Origin of the sequence: Mesorhizobium sp. M0500, assembly GCF_040321165.1 — a bacterium.
Taxonomy (GTDB): Bacteria; Pseudomonadota; Alphaproteobacteria; order Rhizobiales; family Rhizobiaceae; genus Mesorhizobium.
Genome location: NZ_JAMYRB010000046.1, coordinates 1 through 20270, shown reverse-complemented (window position 1 = coordinate 20270; position 20270 = coordinate 1). Strand labels below are relative to the sequence as shown.

21 protein-coding genes are annotated in these 20270 nt (G+C 60.8%); 5 read left to right on the top strand and 16 right to left on the bottom strand.

The genetic code is table 11. The features are described from left to right. Nucleotides 1–54: 54 nt before the first annotated feature. Entirely contained in the window at nucleotides 55–240 is a 186-nt protein-coding gene (locus NKI70_RS32525) for a DUF1858 domain-containing protein (RefSeq protein WP_352726212.1), read from the top strand. A 4-nt stretch (nucleotides 241–244) separates the two neighbouring features. Here NKI70_RS32525 and NKI70_RS32520 read toward each other — a convergent pair whose 3' ends face one another. After that, complete coding sequence (locus NKI70_RS32520; RefSeq protein ID WP_352726198.1) at nucleotides 245–946, bottom strand: Crp/Fnr family transcriptional regulator; 702 nt, start codon at nucleotides 944–946, stop codon at nucleotides 245–247. Nucleotides 947–1097: 151 nt separating this feature from the next. On the opposite strand from NKI70_RS32520, the gene NKI70_RS32515 reads away from it, so the two are divergent. Both NKI70_RS32515 and NKI70_RS32510 read left to right on the top strand, forming a co-directional pair. Beyond that, nucleotides 1098–1535, top strand: a complete 438-nt coding sequence (locus tag NKI70_RS32515) for a pseudoazurin (RefSeq protein ID WP_352726196.1) — start codon at nucleotides 1098–1100, stop codon at nucleotides 1533–1535. Between the two features lie 102 nt (nucleotides 1536–1637). Continuing rightward, nucleotides 1638–2813 (top strand): NnrS family protein, encoded by a 1176-nt coding sequence (locus NKI70_RS32510; RefSeq protein WP_352726194.1) that lies wholly within the window; start codon nucleotides 1638–1640, stop codon nucleotides 2811–2813. A gap of 58 nt (nucleotides 2814–2871) precedes the next feature. Here NKI70_RS32510 and NKI70_RS32505 read toward each other — a convergent pair whose 3' ends face one another. The 10 genes from NKI70_RS32505 to ccoN form a co-directional block, all read right to left on the bottom strand. Continuing rightward, the gene (locus tag NKI70_RS32505) at nucleotides 2872–3741 is read right to left on the bottom strand and encodes an SUMF1/EgtB/PvdO family nonheme iron enzyme (protein ID WP_352726192.1); all 870 of its coding nucleotides are present in this window, start codon (nucleotides 3739–3741) and stop codon (nucleotides 2872–2874) included. A gap of 51 nt (nucleotides 3742–3792) precedes the next feature. Beyond that, nucleotides 3793–4899, bottom strand: a complete 1107-nt coding sequence (gene nirK / locus NKI70_RS32500; RefSeq protein WP_352578061.1) for a copper-containing nitrite reductase — start codon at nucleotides 4897–4899, stop codon at nucleotides 3793–3795. A 207-nt stretch (nucleotides 4900–5106) separates the two neighbouring features. Beyond that, nucleotides 5107–5262, bottom strand: a complete 156-nt coding sequence (gene ccoS / locus NKI70_RS32495) for a cbb3-type cytochrome oxidase assembly protein CcoS (RefSeq protein WP_352455561.1) — start codon at nucleotides 5260–5262, stop codon at nucleotides 5107–5109. Next, on the bottom strand, nucleotides 5259–7547 hold the full coding sequence (locus NKI70_RS32490; RefSeq protein ID WP_352726190.1) for a heavy metal translocating P-type ATPase: 2289 nt from the start codon (nucleotides 7545–7547) through the stop codon (nucleotides 5259–5261). The genes ccoS and NKI70_RS32490 overlap by 4 nt, the downstream gene beginning before the upstream one ends. After that, nucleotides 7544–8038: a FixH family protein gene (locus NKI70_RS32485; protein ID WP_352726188.1), complete on the bottom strand. Its 495-nt coding sequence runs from the start codon at nucleotides 8036–8038 to the stop codon at nucleotides 7544–7546. The genes NKI70_RS32490 and NKI70_RS32485 overlap by 4 nt, the downstream gene beginning before the upstream one ends. Beyond that, on the bottom strand, nucleotides 8035–9594 hold the full coding sequence (gene ccoG, locus NKI70_RS32480) for a cytochrome c oxidase accessory protein CcoG (RefSeq protein WP_352726186.1): 1560 nt from the start codon (nucleotides 9592–9594) through the stop codon (nucleotides 8035–8037). Before ccoG ends, NKI70_RS32485 begins: the two co-directional genes overlap by 4 nt. 217 nt (nucleotides 9595–9811) lie before the next feature. Continuing rightward, nucleotides 9812–10675, bottom strand: coding sequence for a cytochrome-c oxidase, cbb3-type subunit III (gene ccoP, locus NKI70_RS32475; protein WP_352726184.1), 864 nt, complete (start codon nucleotides 10673–10675; stop codon nucleotides 9812–9814). A gap of 2 nt (nucleotides 10676–10677) precedes the next feature. Beyond that, on the bottom strand, nucleotides 10678–10827 hold the full coding sequence (locus NKI70_RS32470) for a CcoQ/FixQ family Cbb3-type cytochrome c oxidase assembly chaperone (RefSeq protein WP_023759205.1): 150 nt from the start codon (nucleotides 10825–10827) through the stop codon (nucleotides 10678–10680). Between the two features lie 12 nt (nucleotides 10828–10839). After that, entirely contained in the window at nucleotides 10840–11571 is a 732-nt protein-coding gene (ccoO, locus tag NKI70_RS32465; RefSeq protein ID WP_352726182.1) for a cytochrome-c oxidase, cbb3-type subunit II, read from the bottom strand. A gap of 11 nt (nucleotides 11572–11582) precedes the next feature. Continuing rightward, nucleotides 11583–13193, bottom strand: coding sequence for a cytochrome-c oxidase, cbb3-type subunit I (gene ccoN, locus NKI70_RS32460; protein ID WP_352726180.1), 1611 nt, complete (start codon nucleotides 13191–13193; stop codon nucleotides 11583–11585). Between the two features lie 252 nt (nucleotides 13194–13445). On the opposite strand from ccoN, the gene NKI70_RS32455 reads away from it, so the two are divergent. After that, entirely contained in the window at nucleotides 13446–13862 is a 417-nt protein-coding gene (locus NKI70_RS32455) for a hemerythrin domain-containing protein (RefSeq protein ID WP_352726210.1), read from the top strand. Here NKI70_RS32455 and NKI70_RS32450 read toward each other — a convergent pair. Further along, entirely contained in the window at nucleotides 13859–14587 is a 729-nt protein-coding gene (locus tag NKI70_RS32450) for a Crp/Fnr family transcriptional regulator (RefSeq protein ID WP_352726179.1), read from the bottom strand. The two genes, NKI70_RS32455 and NKI70_RS32450, sit on opposite strands and share 4 nt — an antisense overlap. A gap of 155 nt (nucleotides 14588–14742) precedes the next feature. On the opposite strand from NKI70_RS32450, the gene hemN reads away from it, so the two are divergent. Next, nucleotides 14743–16092 carry an oxygen-independent coproporphyrinogen III oxidase gene (gene hemN / locus NKI70_RS32445; RefSeq protein ID WP_352726177.1) on the top strand — a complete coding sequence of 450 codons (1350 nt, stop codon included), beginning with the start codon at nucleotides 14743–14745 and terminating at the stop codon, nucleotides 16090–16092. A gap of 12 nt (nucleotides 16093–16104) precedes the next feature. Here the strand turns inward: hemN and NKI70_RS32440 are convergent, their stop codons facing one another. The 4 genes from NKI70_RS32440 to NKI70_RS32425 all read right to left on the bottom strand — a co-directional run bounded on the left by NKI70_RS32440 (nucleotide 16105) and on the right by NKI70_RS32425 (nucleotide 19629). Beyond that, complete coding sequence (locus NKI70_RS32440; protein WP_352620273.1) at nucleotides 16105–16536, bottom strand: potassium channel family protein; 432 nt, start codon at nucleotides 16534–16536, stop codon at nucleotides 16105–16107. Nucleotides 16537–16597: 61 nt separating this feature from the next. Continuing rightward, nucleotides 16598–16930, bottom strand: coding sequence for a DUF779 domain-containing protein (locus NKI70_RS32435; protein WP_352455633.1), 333 nt, complete (start codon nucleotides 16928–16930; stop codon nucleotides 16598–16600). A gap of 68 nt (nucleotides 16931–16998) precedes the next feature. Further along, a complete protein-coding gene (adh, locus tag NKI70_RS32430; protein WP_352726174.1) occupies nucleotides 16999–18516 on the bottom strand; it encodes an aldehyde dehydrogenase in 1518 nt (505 codons plus the stop codon). Nucleotides 18517–18660: 144 nt separating this feature from the next. Next, the gene (locus NKI70_RS32425) at nucleotides 18661–19629 is read right to left on the bottom strand and encodes a helix-turn-helix domain-containing protein (RefSeq protein ID WP_352726172.1); all 969 of its coding nucleotides are present in this window, start codon (nucleotides 19627–19629) and stop codon (nucleotides 18661–18663) included. Between the last annotated feature and the right edge of the window lie 641 nt (nucleotides 19630–20270).

Sequence of the window (20270 nt, the reverse complement as noted above, 5' to 3'; positions counted from 1 at the left end):
CTTCGCAATGGCGGAGACTTCATCGTGAAGGAACTCAGTTGGTTCAATTCCGACATGGTCGTCGACGAGATCATGAGAAAATGGCCGGCAACGGTGGCTGTCGTGCTGAAATACAGGATGCTTTGCGTCGGTTGTCCAATCGGTACCTTCCATACGGTCGCTGAGGCGTGCCGAGAGCATCAGATCAATGAGACCGCCTTCCTGGTGGATTTGGAATCGGCTGTTCGAGCGCGCAGGTGATAAATCAGCGCTTGGTTCGACTCCCTGAGAGGACCACAAGCCGGTGCGCGTCCTTGACAGTGACTTTCTGGCGTCCGCTGGCAATTATCCCATTCTCTTCCCATTTGCTGAGCAGCCGGCTGACCGTGTGCAGTGTCGTCCCCGTCATTTCGGCAATGTCCTGCCTCGAGATCGGAAAGTCGATTTCGATGCCGCTGTCGGTCTTCCGACCAGTCTGATTTGCCAGTCGCAGCAGCGCGTGAGCAACGCGCTGCTCCACCTGTTCAGTGGACATCTCCACAACCCGCGTCTGGGTTTCTTGCAGCCTGTTTCCGACCGTCCGGTAGGTGGTCGCCCCAAACACAGGAAACCGCTTCGCCAGTTCCGGCCATAGCGCGTTGGGCCAGGCCAACACCACGCAGTCCACCGCCGCGACTGCGCTGGCGGGGTAAGTCGTCCGGCCAAGGGCTGCGGCGACGCCAAAGATCTCGCCTTCGCTGATGTATCTAGCGATGACCTGCTGTCCATCCGGCGTGGTGCGGACGACGCGTATGTGCCCGGCGATCAGCACGAAGAAGGAATGGGCCTCGGTTTCCTGCGCGAAGATCGTCGTCTCCTTGGCATAGCGGGATGAGCGTGCGCTTTGGAGGATCTCGCTCTGCTCGTCGGGCGTCAGTCCTTGAAAGAGCGGCAGCCGCGATATCAGCGATCGGTCCAACGCAGCCAAGCGGATTCCTCACGATCCTGTAGTTTCGCATCAGTCATGCGGAAGACCTTTCTACTCCGAGTTTGCGCCAGCGCAAATTCTGCCGGGGGTTGTCAGGCTAAAAGGCATGGAACGGCCAAATGCCGTGACGACGAAACAAAAGGACGAACCGATGAAACTCACCATTCTCGCCGCCGCAATCTCCATCCTCGCGCTGGCCGGCAGCGCAAGCGCGGAAGAGCATGTGGTGCAAATGCTCAACAAGGGCGAAAAGGGCGCCATGGTTTTCCAGCCGGCCTTCGTCAAGGCAGTACCCGGCGATACCGTCAAGTTCGTGCCGACCGACAAGAGCCATGACGCAGAGTCGATCAAGGGCATGCTTCCGGATGGCGCTGAGCCTTTCAAGGGAAAGCCCAGCGAGGAGATCACCGTCACACTCACCCAGGAAGGTGTGTATGGCGTCAAATGCGCGCCGCACTACGGCATGGGGATGGTCGCGCTGATCGTTGTCGGCAAGCCGGTCAATCTCGATACCGCCAAAGCGGTCAAGCATCTCGGGAAGGCAAAGACAGTGTTCGCCGACCTGTTCACCCAGATCCCGGCTAACTGACAGCATTCGATACAGCCATGCCTGCCACATACAGCGCGGGCGCGGGCCGGACGGACCGAGGGCGGCGGTTCATCCGGCCCTGTTCATTTGGAGACGCAAATCATGGGGATTCCACGCCTGCGGGCCTACACCGGGCCCGCATTTCTTTCCTACGGATTCAGGCCGTTCTTCTTCCTTGGGTCGCTGTATGCGGCGCTCTCCATTCTGCTTTGGCTGCCGATGTATGCCGGCGAACTCAATGCCCACAGTGCGTTCGTTCCCGTCGACTGGCACATTCACGAGATGCTGTTCGGCTATCTGTCGGCGATGGTTACCGGGTTCTTGCTGACCGCCATCCCGAACTGGACCGGCCGGCTGCCTGTGCAAGGCCTGCCGCTGCTGGCGCTGGTGGTCCTGTGGCTTGCCGGCCGTGTCGCTGTCTTTGTCTCGGCGGATATCGGCTGGGAAGCAGCCGCCGTGATCGATGGCTCATTTCTGCTTGCGGTTGCTGCCGCGGCGGCCCGCGAGATCGTCGCAGGACGGAACTGGCGCAACCTGAAAGTACTGCTGCCGCTTACCGTCCTGGCTGGCGCCAACGGCACGTTCCACATCGAGGCGCATCTTCAAGGCACATCCAACATCAGCCGCAGGCTCGGCATGGCCGCGGCGATCATGCTCATCTCATTGATAGGCGGGCGCATCATTCCGAGCTTCACCCGCAACTGGCTCGCTCGCGAAAATCCTGGCAGGCTGCCTGCTCCGTTCGACCGTTTTGACATGGCATCGATAGCCATCTCAGCCATCGCGCTGGGAGCATGGACGTTCACACCCGACAACAGCGCCTCAGGAATGCTCATGGCCGTCGCCGCGATCTGCCAGGCGTGGCGTCTGTCGGGCTGGGCTGGCGAGCGCACATTGCGGGATCCGCTCGTGCTCACCCTCCATCTTGCATATGCCTTTGTGCCTATCGGTCTTGCCTTCGTTTCGGCGTCGATCTTCTATCCTGCCATCGTGCCGGCTGCTGCAGGACTCCACGCGCTCGGAACTGGTGCGGTCGGCGCGATGACGCTTGCAGTGATGACCCGCGCGACGCTCGGGCACACCGGGCGAGAGCTCAAGGCTGGGAAAGGCGCCTCGTTCATCTTCGTGACCGTCCTCCTCGCAGGATCGTTGAGAATCCTGGCTGCCTTCGTCCCCTATGACATAGTGATCGACATGGCCGGCACCGCATGGGTGGCGGCATTTGCCGGCTTCATTCTGATCTATGGAACTGCGTTGATGAGGCCAAAGGTGCGGTGAGGCGGCGGGGAGACCAGGCGACCGTCGAAACGCGAATGAAAAAGCCGCTTCTGATTTGTCAGGCAATACCGAGGTAGCCGACGATACGGTTCGCCCACCCCCGATGGTCCCGGACCAGCCTGAAACCCAGATTGTCGGGAGGCGTGCCAACGGCACAGCCGCCGCTTTTTCCGTCGCTGACGAAGTTCGACATGTAGGCTCTGTGAAGCCCTTCAAGGACGTGGACGCCGCAATTGTCGACCGAACTCGCAACGCCGCTTCCATCCGCAGCCAATGTGGTGCGGACATAGCAAGTCGAAGTCCACTCCCAGACATTGCCGGAAAAGTCGGCGAGGCCCAGGGAATTGAAACCAAAAGAGCCACGGCTCTTGGGCAACGGGTCCGGTTTGCGATTGAGGTCCACCTCGGCCTTGTAGCTGGTGAGCCAGCGTCTGGCGGGGTTGTCGGCGTCGTTTTCGACACCCTCAAATTCCCCTGCGAACCGCTCCGCCGCGGCAAACGCCCATTCTTCGTCGGATGGCAGCCGCCATTGGTCCCCCGTCACTTGCGAATACCACCGGGCGTAGGCATTGGCATCGAGATAGCTCACTCCAGTTACGGGAGCGTTGCTTGGGATCGCGCGCGTCTCCTGTGCCGGCTGACAGCCTCCTGCCGAGACGCAGTCTGCATAGTCGGCCGCGCTGATCTGGTAGGCCATGATTTCGAGAGGTCTGTTGAGTTGCCGCTTGAGGCGGGGATTGGCTTGCGGGCGTCCCTCCATCAGGAACTCCCCTGGCGTCGGATAGGTGATCGAACCGGAAAGCAAGGTAACCGTCATAGCGATGGGGTGAGGTTGTCGATCCCCGAAGACCGTCTGTATCGAGAGCCCTGCCGGAACGGCAGCGGCGACCAGGGCGACCGGAAGAACCTTGAGGATCAATGGAGACATCGCTTTGTCCATGCCCGGACAGCATCGCTGTCCGGGCAAATTGGAGTGCCGTCAGTTGGTGGCGAGGGGTGTCGGCGCTTCGACCTGCGTCATCAGGTCGTCATTCCATTCGCCCTCGACCATGAAGTGAGCGGTCGCACCGAGTTCCACGGCCTCGATCAGATTGTGATTGACATAGGCATAGACGCCGGGCTGCAGGAACGTGTAGAGCGCCGACCCCGCGGAGCCGCCACGGATGAACCAGGTTTCCAGATCCTTGGCCGGCGGATTGGCGAATTTGCCCTGTTCCCAGACATAGTCGCCGTGGCCACCGATCAGATGCGGTCGCGTATCGCGGTTGGCCTGCGAATGGACGATCAACACGGTCTCGCCGACCTTCGCCTTCATCGCATTGTCGCCGGTCAGCGAACCGACCTTGCCATTGAACACCACATGCGTCGGGATCAGCCCGCGCATGACCTTGACGATGTCGTCGTAACCGTCGCCGGCCGATTCGTAGGTCTTGAAGTTGCCCTTCTCGTCGCGCGGAATATAGAAGTCGTTCTCGCCGATGTAGAAGATCTTGTCGTACTTTACCGGTTCGCCCTTGTCGTTCCTGAGCCCATCGCGCGGCAGGATCATGATGGCGCCGCTCATGCCGGAGACGACATGCCATGGGATCATCGCGCCGCCAGGTGCGCAGTGATAGACGAACGTACCCGTTCGGGTTGCCTTGAAGCGCAAGGTCACCTGCTCGCCGGGATTGATCAGCGTCAGGGCGCCGCCGCCCAGCGCGCCGGTTGCGGCGTGGAAATCGATGTTGTGAGCGAGTGAGTTGGTGTCGGGATTGATGAGCGTCAGTTCGACATAGTCGTCCTGATGCACGACCATCAGAGGGCCAGGAATCGAGCCGTTATAGGTCATCGCATTGAGCGTCGTGCCGTCGGCATCGATGACGACGGGCTTTTCCTCGATGGTCATGGTGAACTCGACGATTTTCGGTCCACCCGTGGCGATCTGATCGTGCGGATGCACAAAGGGCGGTGCCACGAGCTCGATCTTTTCGCGGGCGAGCCCTCGAATGTCCGTCTTTGTCACCGTTGCCGAAAATGCCGGCAGTGCCGCCACGGTGGCAGCGCCAATCGCTGCTCCGAAAAGGGCGTCGCGTCGCGTGATCATGTCAGTCTCCTATCTCTCAACCGTTGCGGATGAGCAGAAGGTATCTGGCCTGACGCAGCGTTTCTTTGCGCTGGCGCAAATTGGTGGCGTTCAGTGTTAGGCAGCAACAACCCCGGAAACAGCAATCGTGCGCGGCATAGTCGCAGTGGGGAAGGGTGTGGGAGCGGTTGGCTGCACCGGCGCTGTTTGTCAGCCCTCGGCCCTGGATCAGCGCTCCAGTCTGTCTTCCCGATCGATAAGGATCCGCTCGGCAGCTCCGTCAAGATCTTCGTACTGGCCACTCCTCAACGCCCACAGGAAGCCCCCCAGGCCAAGCGCACCAAGGAACAGGGCGACAGGGATGAGGTAGGCAAGGGTGGTCATGAGGATTGGGCCAGTTTGCTGCTGTCGGACAGCCTGTCGCGCCGGACATCTTTCGCCGGCGAATCTGGCACAGAACCTCGCAGACGCAGCGCATTTCCGATCACAAGCAGGGAAGACGCGGACATCGCGATCGCGGCGATAAGAGGGGTGACGTGCCCCAGGATCGCGATCGGCACGGCGACAGCATTGTAGACGATGGCGATCGTGATGTTCTGGCGAATCAGGCTTCCCGCCTTGCGCGAGACGTCCAGCGCGAGGGGGATCGCCAGAAGGCTTTCGCGCAGGAACACAAAGTCGGCTGCGGTGCGACCGATGTCGGCGGCCGTGGCCGGCGCGAACGAAACATGCGCCGCGCTCAGCGCAGGCGTGTCGTTCAAGCCGTCGCCAACCATCAGAACCCGGTGTCCCTCTTTCGCCAGGGTTTCGATGCATTCGACCTTGCCGGACGGCAGCAGGCACGGAACGAAGTCGTCGATACCCAGCATTTTCGAGATTTCGCGGCAGGCGCCCGCGCTATCGCCCGACAGCATCTGAACCGACATCCCGGCCTCGTTCAATCGCTCGATCGCCGCCCTGGCATCGGCACGCAACGCATCCTCGAAATTGAAGGTCGCGACAACGATCCCGTCTTTCGTCAGGACCGTCCCGCCATAGCCATGTTTGCCTTCGCCGCCGGTGCGGGCCTTCCATCCAACCCATCCGCGTCTGCCCAGCCGCCAGATACTTCCGACGTCAGTTGCTTCGATACCGAACCCCGGATGCTCGGTGACGGCATCGAATTTGTGCTGCCCGCCGCCAGCGGCAAGACCGGCTATGGCCTTTGAAAAGGGGTGACGCGAATGCGCGGCCATGTCGGCCGCAATCGTCAGCATGGCCGGATCGATCGAGGCCGCATTGACGAGACGGGGCTGGCCGAGCGTGAGCGTGCCGGTCTTGTCGAACACCGCTGCATCAATCGTTGCCAGGCGCTCCATCGCCGAACCATCCTTGACCATGATGCCGTTCTCGAACAGCTGCCGCGCGGCGACTACCTGGACGATCGGCACGGCGAGCCCGAGCGCGCACGGACATGTGATGATCAAAACGGCGATGGCGATGGTTATCGCCCGATGCCAGTCGCCGGTTGCCGCCATCCAGCCAAGGAATGTCACGAAGGCGGTGAGATGAACAACTGGAGCATAGAGTGCTGAAACGCGATCGGCGATGCGGCGGTAATGTGCGCGACCGCCCTCGGCGGCTTCCATCAGCCGAACCATTTCCGCCAGGAACGAATCCTTCGCGGCGGCTGTCGCCTCGATGGTCAGCGGGCCGGTAAGGTTGAGCACGCCGGCCTGGACGGCATCGTTTGGCGCCACGCTTCTGGGCGTGCTCTCGCCCGAAACCAGCGAGCAGTCGACGTCCGATGTCCCACGCGTGATCTTGCCGTCGACGGGGATCCTTTCGCCGGCCGCTATCAGCAACAGCATGCCCGGTTCGATCTCGCCAACCGGCAGATAGTCGCGTGCGCCATCGTCGCGCAGCACCATGGCGCCACGCGCGGCCAGTTGTGATAGGCCTTTGACGGCGGTGCGGGCGCGTTCGCGCATCACGTGATCCAGCGTGCGGCCGATCAACAGGAAGAACAGCAGAGACACCGACGCGTCGAAATAGGCGTGGTCGCCATGGGTGATCGTCTCATAGAGGCTCATGGCATAGGCCAGCGACACGCCGACCGCGATCGGCACGTCCATGTTCATGCGGCCGTGACGCAACGTATTCCAGGCCGACTTGAAGAAGATGCCGCCGGCGAAGGCGAGTGCGGGGATGGCGATCAGTGCCGAGACCCAGTGGAACAGGTCGCGGGTCGCGCCCTCGGCACCGGACCAGACCGAAACCGACAGCAGCATGATGTTGCCCGCCGCAAATCCGGCAACAGCGACGGCGCGGATAAGCTCCGAGAGCGTTTTGTCCTTTTCACCAATCTCGAGTTCGAACAAATGCGCCTGGTAACCCAGCCGCGCCAGCATGGCGACGAATGGTGGAGCCTCGTCCCCGCGCCACCGGACCGAGACCCGCTTCGTTGACAGGTTGACGCGAGCGGCCTCGACGTGATCGAGTTTTGCCACCGCCGTCTCGATTGTCTGGATGCAGGCTGCGCAATGAACCGTCGGAACTGAAAGATCGGTCTGGCTAAGGCCATCGCCAAGCGACCGGCTCGCCAGCTTGATCTCTTCGCTTGACGGCAGGACGGATGTAGCGTTGCCCAGATCCAGCGCCATTTCAGCACCAGGTGCACAACAGCTCATTGCAGCGCTCCATGGGAAATCATGATCCTGCGCACGTCGCGATAGGGTCTTGCTAGACCGGCATCGGCGTCGATTTCGACGATCCACACACCATCCCTTGGCATGTGTTGCGCCGCGAATTCCTGGCCCGAGGCGAGGGCGAGCTTGATGGACTCATCCTCTTTCTCGTAGGCGGGACGGCGAAACAGCACCTTCACGGAATGCAAACGAACCGGCTTGCCGGCGTCGGTGACGCCATAGCGGACTTCGCCCCATGCGATGGTCAATTTGCCGGTCCAGCCGAGGGCCGCCTGCGTTCGTCCTTCCTTGGATTTTCTATTGAACTGCTGGCTGGCCACGTAGGTGTTTTCGACGACAAGCCCGGTCCAGGTTGTGTTGGCGAGCGTCGCCATGGTCAGGTTGACCGTGATCACCACGCCGAAAAAGGCAAGGATGATAGCCAACATGTGCCTGCCGGTGAATTCGCGGGATTTTCGCGTGGTGGCGCTCATCTGGCGGTCTCCGGTGCGTTGAAGGTGGCGGTGTATTCGTTCGACTCGAAACTCGCGTTGTCCTCGACCCGGAGTGTGAAGGTCTGCGCTACGCCATGGATCTGATCAGCAGGCAGGCGCACGAAAACCTTCAACATCTTCAGCCGGTCGGGTTCGACCGGGATCGCAAAAGAGCGATCGGCGGGGAGATCGACACCGACGATGCTCATCTCTGCGCCTGGCAAGCCCCCAAGGGTGACGATGATCGTTCTTGGTTCGGGGATCATGTTCAGCAGCTTGACTGTGTAGCCATTGCGGATGGAGCCGTCGGAGAGCGTCACGAATTGCGGATTGCGGTCGTGCAAGACATTGATCTCGAGTCGGTCGCGCGTCAGCAGCGAATAGAGCAGGCCCAGGCCGATCAGCGACCACATAGCCATGTAGACACAGGTGCGCGGACGAAAGATCTTGCGAATGTGGAAATGAGCCACCTTGTCCGAAAACAGGCCGTCATCCGTCCTGACCAGCGAAGGATTGACCGAACTGGCGCCACCCGCGGTCGCCAGCATCATGTTGGCGTTGTAGTCGGAGAGCGTCGCGTACGAGATCAGCCCGCGTTCCTTGCCGAGCTTGTCCATGACACCGTCGCAGGCGTCGATGCAGAGCGCGCAAGTGATGCATTCGAGCTGCTGGCCATCGCGAATGTCGATCCCCATCGGACAGACAGCGACGCAGGCATTGCAGTCGACGCAATCGCCGACTGGCTGACCTGCGGCCTGGACTTTCTTGGCATGACGCGTGCGCGGTTCGCCGCGCCAGTCATTATAGGTGACGGTGAGCGAACTCTCGTCGAGCATGGCTGCCTGGATGCGCGGCCATGGGCACATGTAGGTGCAGACCTGCTCGCGCATCAGCCCGCCGAACGTATAAGTCGTTGCCGTCAGCACGGCGACGGTGAAGTAGGCGACGGGGGCCGCCGTGCCGGCGAAGAGTTCGCCAACCAGCGTCGGCGCATCGGCGAAATAGAAGATCCAGGCGCCGCCGGTCGCCGCGCTAATGACCAGCCAGATGGCGTGTTTCGACACCCGCAGCACAAGCTTGCGGCTGGTCCAGGGACCGGCGTCGAGCTTGATGCGGGCATTGCGGTCGCCCTCGATGGCTCGCTCGACGACCAGGAACAGGTCGACCCATACGGTCTGCGGGCACGTATAGCCGCACCAGGCACGACCGACGGTCGACGTGATCAGGAAGAGACCGACGCCGGCCATGACCAGAAGGCCGGCGACGTAGTAGAATTCCTGCGGCCATATCTCGATGAAGAAGAAGTAGAAACGCCGGTCGGCGACATCGAGCAGCACGGCCTGATCAGGGGCAAACGGGCCACGGTCCCACCGCAGCCAAGGTGTCAGATAGTAGATACCAAGCGTGACCGCCATTACCAGCCATTTGAATTGGCGAAAATTCCCGGAGGCCCGCTTCGGGAAGATCTTCTTGCGCGCGGCATACATCGGCTGTCGCACTTTGGCGGAGTTGACCGCCTCGGCTTCGAGCCGTTCGACCTGCGTATTGTCCAGCACTGGTCTCTCCCGTCGCGCAGCTTTGATTTCGCCGGGCAAATGTCCTGACTGGATGCAGGCAGGTCAGCGAAATACAGCGTCGAGCGGATTTTGCTGCCGACTGGATTGCGCCGCGTTGATGCAGGTCAATCGCCTGGCCCACGGAAAACAAATCGAGGCCCGGCAGAGCCGGACCTCGTCGCTTCGGCGGTGAGGGCCGGAGAATAGGCCCCTGTTCCTATTCTCCACCGCCTAGCGAATGCACGTAGACCGCCAGCTCCTTGACCCTGGTTTCGCCCAAGCGCGCACCCCAGGCTGGCATCACGCCCTGTTTCGGCGCGGTGACCTGGGCGGCGATGGCCGCTTCGCCCGATCCGTAGAGCCAGATGGCATCGGTCAGATCAGGAGCGCCGAGCTCCTTGTTACCCTTTGCATTGTCGCCGTGACAGGCCACGCAGTTTTCGACAAAAACCTTGGCACCGGGCGCCACCAAAGATTGGTCGCTGACGGTTTGGGACAGGCTGGCAATATAGGCGCTGACCTGTTTGATCTGATCGGCAGTGATGATGTCGCCAAAGGCCGGCATTTCCGACAGGCGCGTATCCGGATCGGATGCGAAGCGGATACCATGCGTGACCGTCTGCTGGATCTGGTCCGCCTTTCCGCCCCACAGCCAGTCATCGTCATTGAGGTTCGGGAAGCCCTTGGTGCCCTGGGCGCCGGAACCATGGCACTGCACGCAATTGACCTTGAACGCGGCGCCGCCGGCAGCGACCGCGAATTCGCGCAAACCATCGTCCGCCGCGATCTCCGAAACACTCTTCGATTCTATCGCCGCGACATATTTGCCCTTCGCCGCTTCAGCCGCCGATAGCTCGTTCTTGACTTCGTTGCGGCTCGAATAGCCGAGCACGCCCGTTGTTGCCGAATGCAGCAAAGGCCATGCCGGATAGGCGATGGTGTATCCGATTGCCCAGACAATGGTGGCGTAGAAGGTTACGACCCACCAGCGCGGAAGCGGGTTGTTCAGCTCCTGAATGCCATCCCATTCGTGGCCGGTGGTCGAAACGCCAGAGATTTCATCGATGTGCTCGTCGCTCATGATCACTCGTCCTCAAGGGGAATCCGGGCAGCTTCGTCGGCCAGCTTGCGGCTGCCGGGGCGCAGGGCGAAGGCAATTGCGCCGACAAAGAAAAGCGCCATGGCGACCAGGCCCCAGCTGTCGGCAAACTCTCGCATCAGATTGTAATCCATAAATAAAACTCCTCAGCGATAGCCGGCGGCTTCGTCGTAGTTCTTGAAGTCGACCAGTGTGCCGAGCATCTGCAGATAGGCGACGAGGGCGTCCATCTCGGTGACCCGTTGCGGGTTGCCGTCGAAGTCGCCGATCTTGGCTTTGGGGTAGCGGGCCTCGAGGCCGGATGTGTCGGCGTTGGGATCAGCCTGCGCCATCAAGTCGGCGCTGGCGTGTGCGATCATGTCGTCGCCGTAGGGGACACCGACACGGCTGTTGGCGACCAGATGCGTCGAGAAATCTTTCACCTCGATCGGCGTGTCTTTCAGGAACGCATAGCTCGGCATGATTGATTCAGGCACCACCGAACGAGGATCCGTAAGGTGCTCGACATGCCATTGATTGGAATAGCGGTCGCCAACCCTGGCGAGGTCCGGTCCGGTGCGCTTCGATCCCCACTGGAAGGGATGATCGTACATCGACTCGGCCGCCAGACTGTAATGCCCATAGCGCTCGACCTCGTCACGGAACGGCCGGATCATCTGGCTATGGCAGAGATAGCATCCCTCACGCACATAAATGTTGCGCCCGACGAGTTCGAGCGGCGAGTAGGGGCGCATGCCTTCCACCTTCTCGATCGTATTGTCGAGGTAGAAGAGCGGTGCGATCTCGACGATGCCACCCACTGTGACCACGAGAAGTGATCCAATGAGCAGAAGCGTGGCGTTCTTCTCGATCAGCGCGTGTTGGTCCATCAAGCCCATTGTCTGGCTCCTTATTCGGCAGGCTGCAGGACGGGCAGGGAGCCCGGCATTGGTTGTTCTTCGCGCTGGTAGCCGAGGATGGTCATGGCGATGTTCCAGGCCATGATCAGGGCGCCGGAGAGGTACATGGCCCCGCCGATGGCGCGCATGACATAGTAGGGGTGCATGGCGGCGACGGTTTCGGCGAAGGAGTAGACCAGGAAGCCCTGCTCGTCGTATTCGCGCCACATCAGGCCCTGCATGATGCCGGACACCCACATGACGGCCGCGTAGACGACGATGCCGAGCGTCGCCAGCCAGAAGTGCCAGGTGACCAGCCGCAGCGAGTAGAGCCGTTGGCGGTTCCAAAGCTTCGGCACCATGTAATAGATCGCGCCGAACGAGATCATCCCGACCCAGCCGAGCGCACCGGAGTGCACGTGACCTATGGTCCAGTCGGTATAGTGCGACAGCGAATTGACCGTCTTGATCGACATCATGGGACCTTCGAAGGTCGACATGCCGTAGAAGGCGATGGCCATCACCATCATGCGGATAATCGGATCGGTGCGTAGCTTGTCCCAGGCGCCTGACAGCGTCATCAGGCCGTTGATCATGCCGCCCCATGACGGCATCCACAGCATGATCGAAAACACCATGCCGAGCGTCTGCGCCCAATCGGGCAGGGCGGTGTAGTGCAGGTGATGCGGACCGGCCCAGATGTAGAGGAAGATGATCGCCCAGAAGTGGATGATCGACAGGCGGTAGGAATAGACCGGCCGGTTCGCCTGCTTGGGCACGAAGTAATACATCATGCCGAGGAAGCCGGCGGTGAGGAAAAAGCCGACGGCGTTGTGGCCGTACCACCATTGCGTCAGGGCGTCCTGGACGCCGGAAAAGGCGGAGTAGCTCTTGGAACCCAGGAATGAGGCCGGCATCGACAGGTTGTTGACCAAATGCAGCATCGCGATGGTGACGATGAAGGACAGGTAAAACCAGTTGGCGACGTAGATGTGCGGCTCCTTGCGCTTCAGGATCGTGCCGAGGAACAGGATGAGATAGGCGACCCAGACGATGGTCAGCCAGATGTCCACATACCATTCGGGCTCGGCGTATTCGCGGCTCTCGGTGATGCCGAGCAGGTAGCCGGTCGCGGCCATGACGATGAAGAGCTGGTAGCCCCAAAACACGAACCAACCGAGATCGCCGCCGAACAGCCGAGCGCGGCAGGTGCGCTGGACGACATACAGGGACGTGCAGAGCAGCGCATTGCCGCCGAAGGCGAAGACGACGCCCGACGTATGCAATGGCCGTAAACGGCCGAAGTTAAACCAGGGCTCAATGTTGAGATCGGGGTAGGCAAGCTGCAGCGCAATGACGACGCCGACCAGCATACCGACGACACCCCAGAACATGGTGGCGATGGCGCCATAGCGGATTGGCCCATCCATGTAGGCGGACGGGTCGATCGGAGCAGCCACTTCGAAATTCGTGTTGCGGATGAGGATGGCGACAAAGCCGAGCAGCACAAAAAACAGTACCCACATATGCTGCCGGAATGGCTCGTCCACACCGAACCCGGCTGCCACAAGGGCCGCAAATGTGAACAGGCCCAAGGCGAAGATTTGCGTGCCGAACTTCATGACCTGTCCCCGACCTCGGATTGGGATGCGCGGATACCAATCCGCTTGACACCAATTCAGCAGTCGCGTCGTCGCTGCCTTGATCCATGTCAAAGCCATTTGCTTTTGGATTGGGCAGCTTCGAACTCGCAAACGATCAGGAGGCTTTCATTGGACGGGGAGAACGAGCGGAAATCGTCGCTGTTTGAAGCCCGCCGCGAGATTTCCATGCCGGTCGGACGGTTCGATCGAGAGTTCCTCCCGGGCGCTGTGATGAAACGTGCCCATGGGGAAAAGCTGCGGCTCTGTGACGCCTTGGAAAAGATCGCCGATACGTTGCCGGCCGCAGATCGCCTGAACTGTATTGGCGTGGCCAACGCGATCGTTCCGCTGCTGCGCAACATTCACCAATACGAGGAGACGGTTATCTTTCCGGCCTACGAGGCTGCTTTGACTGGCAGCGATGCCAAACTTGCTTCAACTCGTCGATTGCGCGCAGAACACGTCGAGGACGAATGCTTTGCCGGCGAGGTGACTGAAATCCTGCTGGCGATCGGCCATGGCGAGACAGTCGAGAATGCCGAGGCTGTCGGCTTCATGCTGCGCGGCTTATTCGAAAGCTTGCGCCGGCATATCGCCTTCGAACGCGAGCACGTCTTGCCGATGATCGGGGTCGTCGATGCCGGTTAGGTGCCGGAGCGTCGCTGCAGCCGGCTCATGTTCTCCACAGTCATGTGCCGGTTGTTGTCGATCCGGATTACGCTGTCTGTTCTCAGCCTGGTCAGTTGGCGGCTGACCGTCTCGATCGTCAAGCCGAGAAAATCGGCGATGTCGGCGCGCGTCAGCGGCAGGTCAAAGCTTGTCGACTGGGCCGCCGGGTCAAGCATAGGATCGATATTCCTGGCGATCATCAGGAGAAAGCTCGCCACCTTTTCCGCAGCACTCTTGCGCCCCAGCGTCACCATCCAGTCTCGTGCTTCGTCGAGTTCATTGAGCGTCTGCTTGAAGAGACGATGCTGGAGCTGTGGTGATTCCTTCATCATGCGTTCGATGGCGGCTTTTGGAAACGAACACAGGGAAACGGTCGTTGCGGCTTCGGCGTTGATCGCGCTCTCCACCTTGAAGGGCCTGCCTAGAAAATCGGGGGCAAACTGGAGGCCGACAATCTGCTGGCGTCCGTCCGACAGGCTCTTTGTGAGCTTCACCACGCCGGAAAGCACGTTCGAATAACGGTCGACGGTCTCGGTGTCACCAATCAGTTCTGCGCCCGGTTCAACGGTATGCTTCGATGAGGTCTTGGCGAGGCCCACCAGTTGATCGGGATCGAGCGCGCCGCAGACGCCATGGTGGCGCGCTTCGCATGATCGGCAAAGCACTGGAATGCCGGTGCTGTGAATATCCTGACGCAGTGTCATCATGATCGTCCGAGGACCCAAACTGCCGGCAAGATAGCATCGGCGGCAGGAAAATCCTTGCGGCAGTTTGTCCACAGCGGACTTTGACCGAAATCAAGGCTGCCGGCCAGTAATGTGGTCAAAGTCGGGCCATGCAAAGTGGAGCGGATAAAGGGGTGCGCCCAGAATTAGTTGCCAGACTTGGTGAGAACGTGCCGCGCTATACGAGCTACCCGACAGCGCCGCATTTCAATACAAGCGTCGATGCTGCCGTTTGTCGAGGCTGGCTGCAGGCGCTCGACGAGGGCCACGAGATATCGCTCTATCTGCACATCCCGTACTGCGACAAGCTTTGCTGGTTCTGTGCCTGCCATACCAAGCAGACACGCCACTACGAACCGGTGAGCACGTATCTTCGCTCACTGCATGCCGAGATCGCCACCGTCGCCAGTCTTGTCGCAGGCAAGGGCCGCGTGCGTGCCGTCCATTTCGGCGGCGGTTCGCCAACGATGCTCAAACCGGAGGATCTGGTGGCGCTGGGAACCGTCCTGCGCAACAGCTTCCCCTTTCCTCCCGGCGCCAAGATCAGCGTCGAAATCGAACCCAATGATATGGACGATGCCCGCCTCGACGCACTCGCCGAAATCGGCATGACCCGTGCGAGCCTCGGCGTCCAGGATTTTGACCCGAAGGTGCAAAAGGCAATTAACCGCGAGCAGAGCTTTTTGCAGACCAAAGCGGTAGTCGACGGCGTTCGTTCGCGCGGCGTCGAATCGGTCAATCTGGACCTGCTCTACGGCTTGCCACACCAGACCAGGGAGAGTGTCTCCTCCACCGTCGCGCAGGCACTAACCCTGGAACCGGATCGGATAGCGCTTTTTGGCTACGCCCATGTGCCGTGGTTTAAGAAGCATCAGACGATGATCGACGAGGCATGGCTGCCGGGTCCGGCAGAGCGGTTTGCTCAATCGCAACTTGCGGCGCGGGCGATCGTGGACCAGGGATACGAAGCAATCGGCCTCGACCATTTCGCCAAACCGGGCGATGCCCTCGCGCTTGCCGCCCGCGCCGGAACACTGCACCGGAACTTTCAGGGCTATACCGAGGATCGCTGCGAGACCTTGATCGGCCTTGGCCCGTCATCCATCAGCCAGTTTCGCGAGGGCTATGCACAGAACATGCCTTCGACCGCCGAGTATGGACGCATGGTTGCTGATGGCGGGCTGGCCGCTGTTCGGGGTATCGCGCTTTCCGACGACGACCGTGTTCGCGGCTGGATCATCGAGCGATTGATGTGTGACTTCGCCTTCTCGGCGATTGAGCTGGTGGAACGCTTTGGCGAAGCCGGCCAAAGACTTCTCCTCAAGGCGAGTTCCACGGCTCTTCATGGTCCTGCGCGGCTGCTTGAACTTGATGGTGACCGCTTCGTCGTGCCGGCGGAAAGCCGGCCCTTTGTCAGAAGCATCGCGGCGAAGTTCGACAAATATTTCGAAACCGGTACAGCCAGGCATTCCGTAGCGGTCTGAACGATCGCCCGTTCAGAAGTGCTCGCCGGCCTTGAATGGGCCAATGCGGGTGCCGGCCGCGATCAGATAGGCGGTCGACCAGCCAATCAGAAGAAATCCGTTCACGCCCTCTAGAGCTGCGAGGACGCGCCATGCGTGAGCGGGCACAATGTCGCCGTAGCCGACGGTCGAGAAGGTGATGGTGGAAAAGTACAGCGCGGTTTCGAAGTCAGCAAAGATATCGAGCAACCGGTATAGTCCTGCCCAGAGCCACACCTCTGTGGTCATGATGGCAAAGAGTCCCATCACCACGCTGATCATCGCAACGATGCGGCTGCGGCGCCCGTGCATGCGAAAACGGGCGACCAGGTGCCCCATCGCATGTGTGACCACGATCAGACCAAAGGTGTGAACCAGGACCGTAAGGCTAATGACGACGGTGCCGATGAGCAGATTGAGGATCATCTTCGGAAGGTAGAGATTGCTGCGGTGCCTTCTTGCTCGAAATCAAACCCGCAGGTTTCGCCTACGCGGTGCAGATTGTCGACCGGGTCAGGAACCGCTTCTCCCGCCCGTTATCCAGCGAGAACATGCCACCGCGACCCGGCACCACGTCGATGATGAGATCGGTATGTTTCCAAGCCTCGAATTGCGACGCACCGATGTAGAACGGCGCGTCGCCGATGTGGCCGAGCAGCACATCCTGGTCGCCCACGATGAAGCCGATACGCGGATAGCACATCGGCGAAGAGCCGTCGCAGCAGCCGCCGGATTGATGAAACAGCACCGGACCGTGCTCGGCAACGATCTCGGCGATCAGTTCAAGGGCTGCCGGTGTCGCTGTGACCTTCGCTCGCATCGTTTTTTCCGATTTCCAGCCTTTGGCGCGGCCCCTCGCGGAGCCGCGCCTGTGGGTCAAAGCGGCGATCAGAAGAAGCCGAGCTTCTTCGGGCTGTAGCTGACCAGCATGTTTTTGGTCTGCTGGTAGTGGTCGAGCATCATCTTGTGTGTCTCGCGGCCGATGCCGGACTGCTTGTAGCCGCCGAAGGCCGCATGCGCGGGATAGGCGTGGTAGCAGTTGGTCCAGACGCGGCCCGCCTGGATCGCGCGGCCGAACCGGTAGGCGCGGTTGCTGTCGCGTGTCCAGATACCGGCGCCGAGGCCGTAGAGCGTATCGTTGGCTATGCTGAGCGCTTCGTCGTCGTCCTTGAAGGTCGTGACCGAGACCACCGGTCCGAAGATCTCTTCCTGGAAGATGCGCATTTTGTTGTGGCCCTTGAACACCGTCGGCTTCACGTAGTAGCCGCCGGCGAGATCACCAGGCAGAACATTGCGCTCGCCACCGGTCAGCAACTCGGCGCCTTCCTGGCGGCCGATGTCGATGTAGGCCAGGATCTTTTCCAACTGCTCGGATGATGCCTGGGCACCGATCATCGTTGCCGGGTCGAGCGGATCGCCCTGCACGATCGCCTCGACACGCTTCAGCGCACGTTCCATGAACCTGTCGTAGATCGATTCATGAATGAGCGCGCGGCTCGGGCAGGTGCAGACTTCGCCCTGATTCAGCGCGAACATGACGAAGCCTTCGATCGCCTTGTCGAAGAAATCGTCGTCTTCGGCGACAACGTCCTTGAAGAAGATGTTGGGCGACTTGCCGCCCAGTTCCAGCGTGACGGGGATCAGGTTCTGGCTGGCATACTGCATGATCAGCCGGCCAGTCGTGGTTTCTCCGGTAAAGGCGATCTTGGCAATGCGCGGCGACGACGCGAGCGGCTTACCGGCTTCGAGGCCGAAGCCGTTGACAATGTTGAGCACACCCGGCGGCAGCAGATCGCCGATAAGATCGGCCCACAGCAAGATGGCAGCCGGCGTCTGCTCGGCAGGCTTCAGCACGACGCAGTTTCCCGCGGCAAGCGCGGGAGCAAGCTTCCAGCAGGCCATCAGCAGCGGGAAGTTCCACGGGATGATCTGGCCAACCACCCCGAGCGGCTCATGGAAATGATAGGCAACGGTATCGTCGTCGATCTGCGAAAGGCTGCCTTCCTGGCCACGCAAGGCACCGGCGAAATAGCGGAAATGGTCGATTGCTAGAGGCAGGTCGGCGGCGGTCGTTTCGCGGATCGGCTTGCCGTTGTCCCAGGTTTCGGCACATGCGAGGAGATCGAGGTTTTCCTCCATGTGATCGGCGATGCGATTGAGGATGAGTGAGCGCTCGCCCACACTCGTGCGCCCCCAGGCGTCCTTGGCGGCATGGGCAGCGTCTAAAGCCGCCTCGATGTCCTGGGCATCCGAGCGAGCCACCTCGCAGAGCAACTGACCATTCACCGGCGAGAAGTTTTCGAAATAACGGCCCGAACGCGGCTCGGCCCATTTGCCACCGATGAAATTGCCGTAGCGCTTGTCGAAGGGCGCCTTGACCGAGCGTGAGAATTCAACCTTATTCAAGTGTCTTCCTCCCAAAGCTGGCGCCGCGGAATGCGACGCTTCGGAAAGAGACTTGCTATCTCCTACCGCTATTGCCAATGCGCCGGGGACAGTGAGCGGGCGGGTGTGTCGCAGAATTGCGACAGTCATGCGACGTTTCAAAAGTCAGTGGGACCTGTGGACGTCCAGGCGGTTGAGCTTGCGGTGAAGCGTGGCGCGACTGATGCCGAGCGCATGGGCCGCGGCCGAGACATTTCCGTCTGCCCGCGCCAGCGCCCGTTGCAGAACGCCGCGCTCCGCCTCGGCGAGGACTTCGGGGCCGCCCTCGGCCCAACCGAGCAGATCGGCCGCAGGCATCGGCTTGTCGAGACACTGTTGCGTAATGCCAAGCGCCAGGCGAGCCGAACGGGTCGCGCCGACCACAAGGTCGTCCGCATCAACCGCGATCAACGCGCCGGAACCCTTGTCGGGCACCGGCGCCAGCAGAATGCGCGCCTTGGGGAATGCCATTTTGAAGTTCTCCGCCTCGATCCGACGCGCCGCGTCGACGACGGCCATGGAAATAAGGTTGGAGAAGACCTCGGTCAGATCAGCCCGGCAGGAAGACACGTCAAGGGCAGCCACAAGGTCTCCACGGTGATCATAGATCGGAGCCGTGGTGCAGCTCAGCCCGGTGTTGCGCGTGTGAAAATGCTGATCACGGTGGATCGTCAGGACGCGCTGTTCCACCAGACAGGTGCCGATACCATTGGTGCCCTCGCTCTCCTCGTTCCAGACGGACCCTGTCCATAACCCCCAGGAACGAAACGTCTCGTCGTCCACAGGCGCGCCGCGCCGTTCGACCGGCACGCCGTCGCGATCGGCGAGCAGGACGCAGCATCCAACGCCGCCCACCGCAAGATAGAGCCGGTCCAGGCTTGATTGAGCAACCCGGACGAGCGGCCCGATGCGTTGCCGGGCCTCTCCCAATTCCGCCTCTGTCAGATAGCGTGGGGGGCTGCAATCGGCCGGATCGAGCCGGTGGAGACTGGAAGACCGTCGCCAGGAAGCGACCAGCGCGGACTTCGCCGCCGCGTCCGAAGCGATCGCGGCCTGAACGCGGTCGGCATGATCACCGGCGAAATCCTCGGCCATGCTTATCCTCCCAAGCCCCAGTTCCTCCTTCGGCTACTAGACCACGGTTGCTTCAAGACAAGGCAACGCGGGTGTCGTATGATTTCGCTTTCTATCAACGCATTGTCAATTCGACAGAAGAACCAGACATCCTCTATGTTTTCCTGTCGGTCAGTGACGTTTAGCCAATGGATAGTCGTCCTCGCCTCTGCATTCTCCCTCTTCCAGGCAACCTTTCGGTTGATCCCCTAAAGCCTACCGGCATGAACTGGGCATTCATTGATCTAGAGCAAAGACGACCGACCATAATTAGCCGCGGAACCGTGCGGAACAATACGGGAAGATTTCTGATTTTGGCCAATCGAAAAAGCCAAAAATCAACGATCACGGTACGTCTCCGGCAAAGACGAGTAGCGAGGTGCGCATCGGAGGGCGACGGACGGCGGAGTGTTCCGCTGTAAATTTCGGAGGTTCGAGTCGCCAGTGGTGAAAATCTGACGCTTGGTATCCGAGCCGGAAATACAGTTTTCGGTACCTCGAGCGGAAGTTCGTTCGCCGACGGACGAATTCACGTCGATGACCCGTTGAAGACGTTCATCCGCACCCGGTCGAAAGTCAGGAACGGCTGACGAGCGGTCATTCACCGCGCGGCCAACGGCGCG